The 12,528-nt window shown below is 54.7% G+C and carries 11 protein-coding genes and 1 tRNA gene; 6 read left to right on the top strand and 6 right to left on the bottom strand.

Annotation, left to right across the window (positions count from 1 at the left end; translation table 11 throughout):
* Positions 1-27 precede the first annotated feature (27 nt).
* The gene (locus ABJ205_RS13980; protein ID WP_348156659.1) at positions 28-396 is read right to left on the bottom strand and encodes a hypothetical protein; all 369 of its coding nucleotides are present in this window, start codon (positions 394-396) and stop codon (positions 28-30) included.
* 382 nt (positions 397-778) lie between these two features.
* Between ABJ205_RS13980 and ABJ205_RS13975 the strand changes: the two genes are divergently transcribed.
* Positions 779-3,025: a UvrD-helicase domain-containing protein gene (locus ABJ205_RS13975; protein ID WP_348156785.1), complete on the top strand. Its 2,247-nt coding sequence runs from the start codon at positions 779-781 to the stop codon at positions 3,023-3,025.
* 3 nt (positions 3,026-3,028) lie between these two features.
* On the opposite strand, the gene ABJ205_RS13970 is transcribed toward ABJ205_RS13975, so the two are convergent.
* On the bottom strand, positions 3,029-4,285 hold the full coding sequence (locus ABJ205_RS13970; protein WP_348156661.1) for a hypothetical protein: 1,257 nt from the start codon (positions 4,283-4,285) through the stop codon (positions 3,029-3,031).
* A 133-nt stretch (positions 4,286-4,418) separates the two neighbouring features.
* On the opposite strand from ABJ205_RS13970, the gene ABJ205_RS13965 reads away from it, so the two are divergent.
* Positions 4,419-4,934, top strand: a complete 516-nt coding sequence (locus ABJ205_RS13965; protein ID WP_348156663.1) for a hypothetical protein — start codon at positions 4,419-4,421, stop codon at positions 4,932-4,934.
* A 15-nt stretch (positions 4,935-4,949) separates the two neighbouring features.
* On the opposite strand, the gene ABJ205_RS13960 is transcribed toward ABJ205_RS13965, so the two are convergent.
* From ABJ205_RS13960 to ABJ205_RS13950, 3 genes are all read right to left on the bottom strand, one after another.
* Positions 4,950-5,582, bottom strand: coding sequence for a hemolysin III family protein (locus tag ABJ205_RS13960; protein ID WP_348156665.1), 633 nt, complete (start codon positions 5,580-5,582; stop codon positions 4,950-4,952).
* A gap of 27 nt (positions 5,583-5,609) precedes the next feature.
* Complete coding sequence (locus ABJ205_RS13955; RefSeq protein WP_348156668.1) at positions 5,610-7,010, bottom strand: DEAD/DEAH box helicase; 1,401 nt, start codon at positions 7,008-7,010, stop codon at positions 5,610-5,612.
* A 193-nt stretch (positions 7,011-7,203) separates the two neighbouring features.
* On the bottom strand, positions 7,204-7,848 hold the full coding sequence (locus ABJ205_RS13950) for a hypothetical protein (protein WP_348156671.1): 645 nt from the start codon (positions 7,846-7,848) through the stop codon (positions 7,204-7,206).
* A 170-nt stretch (positions 7,849-8,018) separates the two neighbouring features.
* On the opposite strand from ABJ205_RS13950, the gene ABJ205_RS13945 reads away from it, so the two are divergent.
* Positions 8,019-9,467: an FAD-binding oxidoreductase gene (locus ABJ205_RS13945; protein WP_348156672.1), complete on the top strand. Its 1,449-nt coding sequence runs from the start codon at positions 8,019-8,021 to the stop codon at positions 9,465-9,467.
* 127 nt (positions 9,468-9,594) lie between these two features.
* Positions 9,595-10,380, top strand: coding sequence for a SapC family protein (locus tag ABJ205_RS13940; protein WP_348156675.1), 786 nt, complete (start codon positions 9,595-9,597; stop codon positions 10,378-10,380).
* A gap of 268 nt (positions 10,381-10,648) precedes the next feature.
* Here ABJ205_RS13940 and ABJ205_RS13935 read toward each other — a convergent pair whose 3' ends face one another.
* Positions 10,649-11,713 carry an N-formylglutamate amidohydrolase gene (locus ABJ205_RS13935; RefSeq protein WP_348156678.1) on the bottom strand — a complete coding sequence of 355 codons (1,065 nt, stop codon included), beginning with the start codon at positions 11,711-11,713 and terminating at the stop codon, positions 10,649-10,651.
* Positions 11,714-11,929: 216 nt separating this feature from the next.
* Here ABJ205_RS13935 and ABJ205_RS13930 point away from each other — a divergent pair, with 216 nt between their 5' ends.
* Positions 11,930-12,319, top strand: a complete 390-nt coding sequence (locus ABJ205_RS13930) for a response regulator (RefSeq protein ID WP_348156680.1) — start codon at positions 11,930-11,932, stop codon at positions 12,317-12,319.
* Positions 12,320-12,420: 101 nt separating this feature from the next.
* Positions 12,421-12,495 (top strand) — tRNA-Val (locus ABJ205_RS13925).
* Positions 12,496-12,528: the final 33 nt, after the last annotated feature.

The raw sequence follows: 12,528 nt of genomic DNA, 5'->3' as shown, positions 1-12,528 counted from the left end.
CAGTGGACCAGAATGCGAATGATCCGCCTAACGCGGAGACGAGGCGCTTCCTTCAATTCTCTGCCATGCGGCTTCTCGTTCAGGTCCAGTCATCGCCGTAAGGGCAATTTTTTGTTCATCGGTCAGCCGCCAAAACAGCATCTGCTTACTTGACGTCAGGGACCAATAATATCCCTTCGTTTCAGCGGGCCAGCCCATATAGGCGGTCTGCTGTTCAACCGGCCAACTGTCTACCTCGGCCTGTTGTTTGGCCGAAAGTGCAGGATCGGACAGCTGAGACGGGCCAGCATCTTTTGCGCCCTCCTCTTGCGGTGCAGTCGCAAGGCTTGGGCTGGCAGCAAGAAAGCCGAGCGCTGCCGCAGCAACGCCTGACATTTGGTATTGGGATTTACGCATGGGATACTCCTTAATGGTGATTCCCAAGCGTTGACGAACGTATATGTGCCGGACGGATAATCCCCACTCCTCATTTTCTCCAAACCCGGACGAATGCTTGATGCCAGCCTTTTGGGATTTTGCGAACCGTTAGCCATCGCGCGTATCTCACTATAAAACCGGCCTACCGAGAGCCGTTTCGCAAACCCGACGAACCGCAGTTTCGACCATTTGTGGGGACGATATTGTCTTCGCAGCGCTAACGGGGGTGCACGCAGCAGGTGAATATGCGAGATTGCTTACTTGAATTTTGTTCTCTAGTTGTTCCGGTGCTATGACCCCCAACCTTTCCCATCCTTCCGGTGATGTGCCCAAAGATCAAACGGTGCCTCCCTATGCGCGAATGCTTAACGCGCCGCAGCGCGATGCTGTGCTGACGACAGAGGGGCCAGTGCTTATGCTGGCAGGTGCTGGCACTGGAAAGACGGCGGCGCTTACGGCACGAATGGCGCATTTGGTGGCAACCAGGCGCGCATGGCCAAGTCAGATCTTGTGCGTCACCTTTACCAATAAAGCCGCCCGCGAAATGCGCGATAGGGTTGCGGGACATTTGGGAGCGCCCGGAGAAGGGATGCCGTGGCTTGGGACCTTTCACTCCATTTGTGCCAAAATGCTCCGGCATCATGCAGAGCTTGCAGGATTGCAAAGCAATTACACCATCATCGACACCGATGATCAGCTGCGCTTGCTCAAACAGCTTATCAACGATCATGAGCTTGATGAAAAACGCTGGCCTGCCCGCCAACTTGCCGGGTGTATTGATCGTTGGAAGAACCGGGGGCTGAACCCGCCTGACCTCGATGCGGCCGAAAACGAAGCTTATGCCAATGGCAAAGGCGCGCAGATGTATGGCGCCTATCAGGAGCGGCTAAAGGCCCTCAATGCATGCGATTTTGGCGATTTGATGCTGCATATGCTCAATATTTTTAGGAAGCACACCGATGTGCTGGCCGAATACCAGAGCCGCTTCAAATTCATCATGGTGGACGAATATCAGGACACCAACGCGGTCCAGTATCTCTGGCTGCGGCTGCTTGCCCAGAGCCACAAGAATATCTGCGTTGTGGGCGATGACGATCAATCGATCTATTCATGGCGCGGGGCAGAAGTTGCCAATATCCTGCGGTTTGAAAAGGATTTTCCCGGCACCCATGTGGTCCGGTTGGAGCAGAATTATCGCTCCACCCCGCAAATTTTGGGCGCTGCTTCAGGCTTGATCAGCGCCAATTCCGAACGGCATGAAAAGACCCTTTGGACCGAAAGCAATGGCGGCGACAAAGTCAAAGTCGTGGGCGTTTGGGACGCGCCCGAAGAAGCGCGGCGGGTGTCTGAAGAGATTGAGCGATTGGAACGCGAAGGCGCGCCGCTGGATCAGGTCGCCATTCTGGTGCGCGCGCAGTATCAAACACGCGAGTTTGAAGACCGCTTTATCCAAGTTGGCATCAACTACCGGATTATCGGGGGCTTTCGTTTCTACGAACGGGCCGAAATCCGCGATGCGCTCGCCTATTTGCGGGTCATTGCGCAGCCGCAAGATGATCTGGCATTTGAACGGATTTACAACCAACCCAAACGCGGGCTTGGCTCCAAAACACTAGAAAAGATGCATATTCATGCGCGCCGTGTGGGCTTGCCCCTTGCCGCAGCTTCGTTGCAATTGGCCGATAGCGACGAACTACCCAAACGCGCGGCGAACACCATTGGATCGCTTCTGCAGCAATTTTTGGCTTGGCGCGAAGCGGCTGAGGTCATGACGCCAGCGGACCTCTTACGCCTTGTGCTGGATGAGAGCGGCTATAACGACATGCTTGCCAAGGATCGTTCAGCGGAAAGCGCAGGGAGAGCCGAGAACCTCTCGGAACTTGCCCGCGCGATGGAAGATTATGAGAGTCTCGGAGACTTCCTAGAGCACGTCAGCCTCGTCATGGACAATGACCGAAGCGACGAGGAAGAGACCGTCACCATTATGACCATGCACGCGGCGAAAGGCCTTGAATATGACAATGTTTTTTGCGTGGGCTGGGAAGAAGGCGTCTTCCCTTCTCAGCGCGCAATCGACGAAGGGGGCCTTGCCTCCTTGGAGGAGGAGCGCCGCCTCGCTTACGTCGCGATCACCCGGGCAAAGCGTAAATGCATCATCATGCATGCCGCAAATCGGCGGATTTATGGACAATGGACCAGTTCAATACCTTCTCGTTTTATAGAAGAATTGCCAGAAGAGTTTATTGAGCAAGAAAGCACAATGACTGGCGGTGCTTCGCTTTGGCGGGCCAATTGGTCAGAGAATGAAGATCCCTTCGCCCATGTGGCCCAGCAAAATCCGGGACGTGCTGAAACGCGTGGTCCGGGATGGAGGCGCGCGGTCTCGTCGGGCTACGAGATGCAGCAAAAACGCCTTGCAGAACCAAGGCGCTCCGCTGCGAGTTTCGCGGCCCAATCCCGCTCTGACATCGCAATCGGTGCAATGGTGGAACACGCCAAATTCGGCATTGGCTGCGTGATCGATCAGGAAGGCAACAAACTCACCATCCAATTCGAAGACGCAGGCGAAAAGCGCGTGATCGACAGCTTTGTGAGCGTAGTTAGTTGAGGACTAGCGCTCTGCCAAAGGCGTTCCCGCCTTGCCGGTATTTGTTGTGACGAGATAATCGAACCCGAGGACGACAAAACGAAACATACCATCGGCATCGTTGAGCCCCTTGTTACCCATCGCCCGGCGAACCGGTTCCAGATCGATAATGTAATGCCCCTCGCCTTCACGCACGACATCCATATCCACACCCGCGTCTCGCATTTGCACAGCAAGCTGCGCGCCTCGACTTACTGGGACGACTGAAAACGCGCCATCAGAGGACGGCCGCACCGAAAGCTGCTCACCACCAACGGGCAGATAAGCAACGCGTAAGATCTCCATCCCATTTGCCGCTGCAACCCCTTCAAGTAATGAACCAATATCAAAGGTCTTCATTGGCGAAGTGCCTCTGCCGATATGGACGGCACCCATCTTGAAAAGCACACGCGGTGCAACTGCACCATCCGCTTGCGCCGCCGTCCAGTTTTTGAGGAAATATTCTCGGATCAGCGCAACCCGGTCGGTATTGTTGTCAAACCCGCGCCCGCTGAAGTTGGCCATGTAGATCGATTGGCTCCTCTCCAGAGCATCGATCCGTTCGCTAGCGTCAGTGTCGCCGGCGAACATCTCGCGCAGACGATCCCATTTTCCCTGATCAGCGCTTGCCATGAAGATTGCTTGCTGATTTCCTGTCGCAAAAGCGCTCTTTTCTGTATCAAGCCAACTGCGCAGTTCTTGACCAGCTTCCGAACCACCGAGACGATCAGCGAACCATTCGAGATGGATAAGCGGGGAGCCGATAAACTCCTGATCAATTCCCCACAATTGCCCATCACCGAGGAATTGAGCCGCTACGTCTGCTTCCTCACGCATTGATAAAAACGGAATTGCCAATGGCCTCCCTGCCAGATCGGAAGCATATCCGTCGACACCGCCGTGGTTCAAACGATCTCGCACCCAGTCCGCGCTCCATGGTCCGGTCTCGACTGCGTAAGTGTCAAAACCATGATCTGCACCTTCCGCTGCAAAAGCGGAAAGCAATACAGGCGCATCTGCAAAACCATGATCCTCACCGATCGCAATGAATTGCGAGTTCTCGACATGAGCCCTCAATTGGTCTGCGCCGGGTCCAGAAAGCCCCTCGTTAGAAAATGACAGCGCCAACGGTGTGACGCTCGGTTCGGGAGGCGCTGGTTCGGCATGCTCTTGCGCAAAGACTGGCACGTTCAAAGCCGCCGCAGCAAAACACAATCCAATCACTTTCGACAATGCACGCATTCAACCCTCCTGCTGTATTAGTACAACGACACACCTATCTTCAAATGATTCTGTGTCAAGCTGATGGGGTTGAAGCCCCGGTCTTTACGGTCCACACTCCTCTCGGAAAATCGCGGAACGCCGGGAGAACAACATGAAAAAGACAATTGCCATCGCCTTACTCTTGTCGCTGGTGCCGAGCGTTTCTGCACAAAATGATGGCGCTGCACCCGCGCTTACTTTGGGCAATGGCGAAGAAAACTGGATCAAGGTGGAGAGCGTCAGTCGCTCTGCCGATGCGACCTACACCGAACAACGCATCACTTCGGCAAACAATGCGGTGCGCCGCGGCGACAGCGCCACCCTCACCTTTAGCGAAGTGCAAATCGAAGGCGACGGTTGGTTAGTGATACACCCGTTTATCGATGGCAAACCCAATGGCGACTGGGTTGCAGGCTATAGCTTTGTTGAAAGCGGTACCAATAAGGATGTGGCCGTCACGCTGAACCCTGCACCGGAGCCAGGAGCGATGTTGTTGGTGATGCTTCACTCCGATGCCAATTCAGATGGAGTGTTTGACTTCGTCTTTGTTGAAGATGGAATAAATGTCGAAGACCGGGCCGTGTTCGAAGACAGCCGTATGATCGCGCATGTCTTTGCTGCACCCTAAATACCGCGTGCGAAATTATCCCGCCAAGGCAATCCCAATACTCGCGCACAGCGATAGGCCGCCCAACGTGCCCCAAGTGTGCCAAATCGGATAACGGAAGGCTCGTTCCTTCTGTCGATAGAACCATGTGCCAATTGTATAGAATAGAGCGCCGGCCCCAATCGCTACAGTAGTAAGCACGGGAAGTTCGCGCCAAAAGTCGGGCATTGCAAGCAAGCCCAAAGCCCCAAGGCCAAGGTAGGAAAACACCGACCAACGCGGGTCCATATCGCTCGCGGCCAGTTTGAAGATAAAGCCAAACAGCGCCAACGCCCATATCACCACAAGAATTGCGTGGGCGCTTTGTGTCCCTGCCATTATCAAGAGCGGGCTGAACGTGCCCGCGATTACGCCATAAATTGCCGCGTGGTCCCATCGTCGCAAAACAGAGCGCAGATCATGACGCGGCAACAAATGATAAGCAAAAGACACACTAATCGAAGACAAGGCCGCAATCGCATAGCCAATGGTGGCCAAGATCAGCGGCATCGTCCCTCGTTCCCACGCCCAATAGATGAACAATCCGCTCACAGGCAGGATAAACGCCAAGCTCAAAGCATGGATGACAAAATCTGCCTTGCGTTCTTCGGGTCTTTTACTGGGAAACATAGTCGTGTTTTAGTGCAGAGCTAAGACTTAGCCGTTGAAACCTATGTCCAAAAAGCCCGGCTTTGGTCCGTTCCATTCACCCGGTGCGACGGGTTCATCGTCATCTTCGCGATGGCGAGGTTTACGGCTCTTGCGCGGCTTTTCCTCGGCCTCATCGTCCCGGGTACGCTTTGCCCGCTTGGGCATTTCATCAGAGGGTTTTCTCTCCGATGCATCGCGGCGTGATTTCCCGCCGCGCGAACGCTTGGGACGTTCTTCGCGTTCTTCAGTCGATTCTGTTTCTGAACCCGGATCAGCAAGTTCGACGCGTACGTCTTCTTTCCCAAACACTTTTACAGGGTTGCCCGTCAGTTTTTCGACATTGGTAATGGCCTCTGCATCTTCATCAGCGACCAGAGTGAATGCCCGGCCCTTTGCCCCCGCACGGCCTGTGCGGCCGATGCGATGGACATAATCGTCCGGATGCCATGGAGTATCGAAGTTAAAGACGTGGGACACACCTTTAATATCGAGCCCGCGGGCAGCCACGTCGGAAGCGACCAAAATATTGACATCACCTGATTTAAAGCGCTCCAGCTCTTTAAGTCGAGAGTTTTGATCCATGTCCCCGTGGATCTCACCAGAGGCAAAGCCGTGCTGCTGAAGGCTCTTGTTGAGCTCGCGCACGGTCGTCTTTCGGTTGGCGAAGATGATCGCGGTCTCGACATGGTCGTTTTGCAAAAGCCAGCGCAATGTCTCACGCTTCTTGCGCGCGTGCACAGGAACCTTGAATGCGGTGATATCTTTATTGGTGGTTGCCGCCCGAGCCGTTTCGATCCGCTTGGGATTGCTGAGGAATTTCTTAGCCAGCTTCTCAATCGGCGCAGGCATGGTCGCAGAAAACAGCATCGTCTGGCGCGTTTCGGGAAGCTTATCGCAAATGAACTCAATATCCGGGATAAAGCCCATATCGAGCATTCGATCCGCTTCGTCGATCACCAGAAGTTCACATCCTGAAAGCAGGATTTTTCCGCGTTCAAACAGGTCCATCATCCGGCCAGGTGTAGCGATGAGAACATCAACACCTTCGTTTAGAGCCTTAATCTGATCGCCCATCTGCACACCGCCAATAAGCAACGCCATCTTAAGGTCGTGGTTCTTGCCGTATTTCTCAAAATTCTCGGCGACCTGCGCAGCAAGCTCGCGGGTTGGCTCCAAAATAAGAGAACGGGGCATCAAAGCACGCCGGCGACCAGAAGCCATCACATCGATCATTGGCAAAACAAAGCTTGCGGTTTTACCGGTGCCCGTTTGGGCAATTCCGATGAGATCTTTCATCATCAGAACAGAAGGGATCGCTTCGGCTTGAATAGCGGTCGGCTCAGTATAGCCGGCTTCTTCTACCGCTTTGAGCAATTCAGGAGAGAGGCCGAGATCGGCAAAGGTCATAGGCGAGAAAATGTCCGGATAAGAATAAGCAAAGATTGCCGTTTCATGAAGGGCAGACCGCAAATGGACTGAACGCCGAGCATGAAAACGCGCTCCGCTTGGCCAAAAAGGCGCTCCGAGTCAAGAAATCGCGCGGACATACCCCGATGCTTTTCCTTGGATTGTGCGGTTAAGTGCCGCGATCTTGGCGCAATTAATCTTCCGTGACGACAAGATGGCGCATGCGCTCGACTTCGCATTTGGCACCGCTTCGCGACTGAAGCTGATCGCGTTTCACGCAGAGCCGGCCATCATCGTTGCGTTCGACATAAAAGCCCGAATAAAAGTCGCGCGCTTCACAGCCGCGCTCCAGATTAAGGCCGATGATGCGCTCATCGCGGAGAAACAAAAGCAGGCGGTTGCCGGTCCCGGTTTGCACGCCGGCAATGCCCGCGACAGGGATGCACCCGTTCATCTTGCGCTCTTCATAAGTTCGAGTAACGCCGCGCCGGGGAAGCTGTGCAAGAAGGCTGTTGCGACTGCTTTGACGTAAAGGGGCAATTCGGATCGTTACGCGCCGTTCGATCCTGACCTGATTGACAGTGCGCGTGGCATAAAACGCCTCAAGCGGAGTGGACGCTTGCCCTTCCGCAGCAATCGGCAATGGCAATCCTGACGCTGGTGGTTCGCTATGGTGTGCGCTCCGATCAAGCGGCTCTGAAGAAGAGACCGAGAGTGTATCGCCGATCGAACACTGAGAAGCAGAAATTGCTGGAAATGACGCAGGCGCATCGTTTGCTTGCCCGAGAAACGGCAAGAACAACGCGGCTGACGCGGCGAAGGCGTATAGGCTAGACATCGGCGGTTTCAGGCCCCTCCAAACGACAGTTCCAACCAGGCCCCACCCGAGCCCTTTCAAAAATGCGAACCAGCGGCTTAGCAAGAGTCATTGAACGCTGCCTTAACCCGGTGGCTGTAAGCCGCTAAAGGTCTGGTGTATTCCTGCCCGATTGTGGCATAGGCGCAACAATGACAGCGCTGATCATCGATGCCAAAGATTTTGCCCGCCAGGCCGCCGATTTGCTTGGCGTCAAAGGCTGGACTGCGATTGCCGATGATTTGGAACCATGGCTGACGGATTGGCGCGGCCGCTATTCCGGCAAAGCGATAGGCCTAGCATCGCCCGCTTCCACTTCGGAAGTCGCAGCCCTTGTCAAACTCTGCTCGCGCCACGCGATCCCGATTGTTCCGCAAGGCGGCAATAGCGGAATGGCTGGCGGCGCAACCCCGGATTCGAGCGGCACAGCTATTCTTTTATCCTTGCGCCGGATGAACTCAATCCGCGAGATGGACGCAGACGCTGGCCTTGCCGTTTGCGATGCGGGCGTAATCCTTCAAACGCTTCACGAAGCGGCCGAAGAAGCTGACTTGCGCTTCCCCCTGACGCTTGGAGGCAAAGGATCTGCCACGATCGGTGGATTGATTTCCACCAATGCTGGCGGCACACAGGTTTTGCGCCATGGGACCATGCGTGCACAGGTTTTGGGCGTCGAGGCCGTCCTCGCTGATGGTAGCGTCTTCAACGCCCTTACCGCTTTGAAGAAAGACAATCGAGGCTTCGACCTCAAACAGCTCTTGATCGGATCCGAAGGGACGCTTGGCATTGTGACAGGTGCAACTTTGCGTTTGCTTCCTGCACCGCGCGCCCGTGCGACCGCGTGGGTTGGCCTTTCATCGATCATCGATGCGCGTTCCCTCCTTCAACAGGTGGACCGGGTATTGGGTGACACTTTGGAAGGGTTTGAGGTCATCCCTCAACATTGCTTGGACAGCGTGCTGGCCCATCTCCCCTCGGCGCGATCGCCATTGGAGGGGCGTCATGCCTGGAACGCTCTTGTCGAATGTGTAGGAACCAAGGGTGATGATACCGCCCTTCGCCAAAGCCTAGAGAACGCACTGGCAAACGCTGCCGAATATGGTCTTGTGGAAGATGCGGTTATTGCCACCAATGAAAGGCAAGCCGAAGACTTTTGGACTCTTCGCGATTCCATCTCCGCTGCTGAACGCGCGCTTGGCCCAGCAATGCAGCACGATATCTCGGTGCCTGTTGAGAAGATGCCGGAGTTTATTCTCGCCGCATCTCCTAGCATTGAAGACCAGTTTGCCGGAACCACAGCGATAGCTTTCGGCCATTTAGGCGACGGCAATGTGCACTTTCATGTCCTTGCCCCGCAAAGCGCTGTAGCTGGTGAATGGGAAGAAAACCAAGGTAAGAAAGTGAGTGCGCGCGTCTATGATTTGGTTACGCAATGGGGCGGTTCGATCAGCGCTGAACACGGTATTGGACAGATGAAAGTGGACGAGCTTGGGCGCCTCGGCGATCCGGTGGCCTTGTCCATGATGCGCGCTGTGAAACAGGCCCTTGATCCGCAAGGATTGCTCAATCCGGGCAAGCTCGTACCGATGTCACAAGAGTAGTCCGCGCTCGGCGCTTGCCCTTACGTGCCTGAACGCCTAAAGCGCCTCACAATTCTTGGGTGGGGTCCATCTCAATCGCGCGCACCACCCTTAATCAACATTCACTTAGGGATCTAGGAGACAATCCATGGCGACCGCGCCGAAGCCGCAACTACCGCTTTTTTACAAAGACTTGCTTCCACTTAACAGCAAAGATCATGCTGACTGGTCTGTAGGCAACTTTGACGATGCATCTTACATGGCCGATACGCACGCCATCCCGCTTACCGTTGACGAATTTGTCGATGCACAGCGCAACTATCCCATCGTGTTCACCGCGAATGATACGCCGCTTCCAATCGCACTTATGGGCCTCAATGAAGGTGTGAACACCTTCATCGAAGACAATGGCAAGCTTCAAGCAAATGTTTATGTGCCAGCTTACATTCGCCGCTACCCGTTCATTCTCGCGAAACTGAATCAAGGCAGCGAAGAGATGTCTCTTTGTTTCGACCCAGAAGCAGGCGTTGTTGGCAAAGACAAAGAAGGCAACGCTCTGTTCGAAGCTGAAGGTGATGAGCAGAAGCCGACCCAATACACCAACGATGTTTTGGAATTCTGCCGTCGTTTCGAAACTTCGGGTCAGCGCACAAAAGCGTTTCTTGAGCAACTTAATGCACTTGACCTTATGATGGACGGCGAAATTGCAATCACTCGCAATGACATGCCTGAAAAACCATTTGTTTACCGCGGATTCCGCATGGTGAACGAAGAGAAACTGCGCGAGCTGCCTACTGAAAAAGTGGAAGAGCTTAACAAGAGCGGCATGATGATGCTGATCCACGCACATTTGTTCTCAATGAACTTGATGCGGGTCATCTTTGAACGCCAAACCGCGCAAGGCAAAGTTCCAATGCCTGACGACAAAGCCTAACAGGCTGGCCCATCGGGCCTGAAGACATATTGGGTGCAGTAATGTGTCCATTTACGATACGATTGGGGCGGCCCACTGCTTGAAAGCGGGCCGCCCCAAGCATATCTATAGTCTAGTAGCGGTGACCCCCTCATGAGCCGCTCTGGACCGCGCCCTTCATTGGGCGTGATCCTCCCTGAACCTGGCCACCTCGTGCTCCCCCCCTTTCGCGCGAGGTGGCTTCTTTTTTGCAATTTTCAAAAAAGGGACAGGCCCGGGACCAAGGGCTCTACTCAGCCGCTTGGGGAATCCGCCCACCTGACCCAAGGCCAGCGGTCTCTGCACCCAGAACCCGTACCAATCCCGCAAGCATTTGCGCGAGCCCTACAGCCTCATTAGTCGTCTCGGCAAAGGCCGAATCGAGATAGGTGCTACGGCAAACTTCAACTTGAATCGCATGAATGCCGCGAGTTGGGCGTGCATGGCGATCGAGAACATAACCTCCTGAATACGGGCGGTTATGTGCCGTCACACATCCATGATGATCAAGGTAGTTGAAAGCGTGATCGGAAATCGCGCTATCGCATGAAACGCCGTAACGGTCCCCCAGCACGATACGCGGCGCCCGTTGTTCACCCTCCCGTCTCCGCAAAGGTGGCATGGAATGTAAATCGATCAACAACGCAGCCCCCCAAGCATCGCGTATCCGGACAAGCTCTCTTGCAAGAAATTCGTGATAGGGCCGATGAATGTGTTCTACCCTGCGTTTAACCTCATCCGATGGAATTGCAGAACGCCAGATTTCTCCGCTCCCGGGCAAGCGGCGAGGCACCAGACCCAATCCGCTGCGGGAGCGAGCATTGCCGGAACCAACAGACCGCCCTTCACCGACAAGACGAGCGGTAAATGTCGAGGAATCAAAACCTTGGGGCTTCTTGACCATACCCCAGTCTATATCATCAGCGGCACGGTTAAGGTCGATCATCGCTCTCGGCGCATGCGCAACCAAAAGACCAGTGCCCGTTGCCCGCGCAATTTCGACCCCGATTGTATCGATAAGCCTATCTTCAAGCCGCAATTGGCTGTGGCGCGCATCCCGCATTTGCGCCTCGATTTCAGGAGGGTAAGCCCGTCCTGCATGAGGCACTGCGATAAGTACGGGGAGCGGCATATGACACGGCGCGACGTGAACAAATGCGTAATCTTCAGCGCCCTGCCCCGACGCCCAAGCGATTGAGCCACCCTTCTTAGTTACAAGATCCCGCTGCACTGCGCCGGTGGATACAGCTTCGGCGCGGCCAAACGCTTGCGAGTTTGAAGGGGAGGATTCCCAAGGTGGGCGAGAAGAAGCCATGTTAGCCTATTGCTGCCTGCTTTGCTGTTGCGAGTCAAAGCCAGAATCACCCGCTGAAGGGTAGAGTTTTGCGCCGTGATGGTCGGATTTCAGTGCCAACAGACCAATATAGTTAATCCACTTTGGATATAAAACTTCTCACTTGGGCGTTTCAAAGCAGGGCACCTTTGTAAATTGCATAAGATTTATTAAGCGATCGATTGTATTAAGCTGCCCATGACGACAACCGCATCACCGCGAATCCTCCTTGCCGAAGACGAAGAGGCCATGCGCGCCTACCTTGAGCGCGCCCTTACCAAAGCTGGTTTTGAGGTCGTAAGCGTCGATCGCGGAACCGAGGCTGTGCCCCTACTTGAGGCAGAGTTCTTCGATCTGCTTTTATCCGACATTGTCATGCCGGAAATGGACGGGATCGAATTGGCACAACGCTGTGCCGAAGTGAGCCCACGCACGAAAGTCATGTTTATCACAGGCTTTGCAGCCGTCAGCCTAAGGGCAAGTCGCGAGCAACCTCACGCGAAAGTCCTGTCCAAGCCATTCCACCTTCGGGATCTCGTTCTCGAAGTAGAGCGTGTGTTTGAAGAGCAGCAAGAAGCGCGCATTTGATAAAACTTGGACACGGCATCCGCGAATCGCTTGCACTGACCCGCGAGCTTCGCTAACTCGCCGCTTCCCGCATCGATACGGCGCGGGTTTGATGATGGTGCGGGCGTATAGCTCAGGGGTAGAGCACTATGTTGACATCGTAGGGGTCCCAAGTTCAAATCTTGGTACGCCCACCATCATCCACTAAAAGCACCACTCAAAAGGCGTCG

The organism is Erythrobacter sp. (genome assembly GCF_039988855.1).
Taxonomy (GTDB): domain Bacteria; phylum Pseudomonadota; class Alphaproteobacteria; order Sphingomonadales; family Sphingomonadaceae; genus Erythrobacter.
This window is presented reverse-complemented; position numbering and strand designations above follow the sequence as displayed.

Excerpts from the sequence above, each read along its gene's own strand:
- ABJ205_RS13980 (WP_348156659.1), bottom strand. The coding sequence starts at position 396 with ATGCGTAAATCCCAATACCAAATGTCAGGCGTTGCTGCGGCAGCGCTC.
- ABJ205_RS13975 (WP_348156785.1), top strand. The coding sequence starts at position 779 with ATGCTTAACGCGCCGCAGCGCGATGCTGTGCTGACGACAGAGGGGCCA.
- ABJ205_RS13970 (WP_348156661.1), bottom strand. The coding sequence starts at position 4,285 with ATGCGTGCATTGTCGAAAGTGATTGGATTGTGTTTTGCTGCGGCGGCT.
- ABJ205_RS13965 (WP_348156663.1), top strand. The coding sequence starts at position 4,419 with ATGAAAAAGACAATTGCCATCGCCTTACTCTTGTCGCTGGTGCCGAGC.
- ABJ205_RS13960 (WP_348156665.1), bottom strand. The coding sequence starts at position 5,582 with ATGTTTCCCAGTAAAAGACCCGAAGAACGCAAGGCAGATTTTGTCATC.
- ABJ205_RS13955 (WP_348156668.1), bottom strand. The coding sequence starts at position 7,010 with ATGACCTTTGCCGATCTCGGCCTCTCTCCTGAATTGCTCAAAGCGGTA.
- ABJ205_RS13950 (WP_348156671.1), bottom strand. The coding sequence starts at position 7,848 with ATGTCTAGCCTATACGCCTTCGCCGCGTCAGCCGCGTTGTTCTTGCCG.
- ABJ205_RS13945 (WP_348156672.1), top strand. The coding sequence starts at position 8,019 with ATGACAGCGCTGATCATCGATGCCAAAGATTTTGCCCGCCAGGCCGCC.
- ABJ205_RS13940 (WP_348156675.1), top strand. The coding sequence starts at position 9,595 with ATGGCGACCGCGCCGAAGCCGCAACTACCGCTTTTTTACAAAGACTTG.
- ABJ205_RS13935 (WP_348156678.1), bottom strand. The coding sequence starts at position 11,713 with ATGGCTTCTTCTCGCCCACCTTGGGAATCCTCCCCTTCAAACTCGCAA.
- ABJ205_RS13930 (WP_348156680.1), top strand. The coding sequence starts at position 11,930 with ATGACGACAACCGCATCACCGCGAATCCTCCTTGCCGAAGACGAAGAG.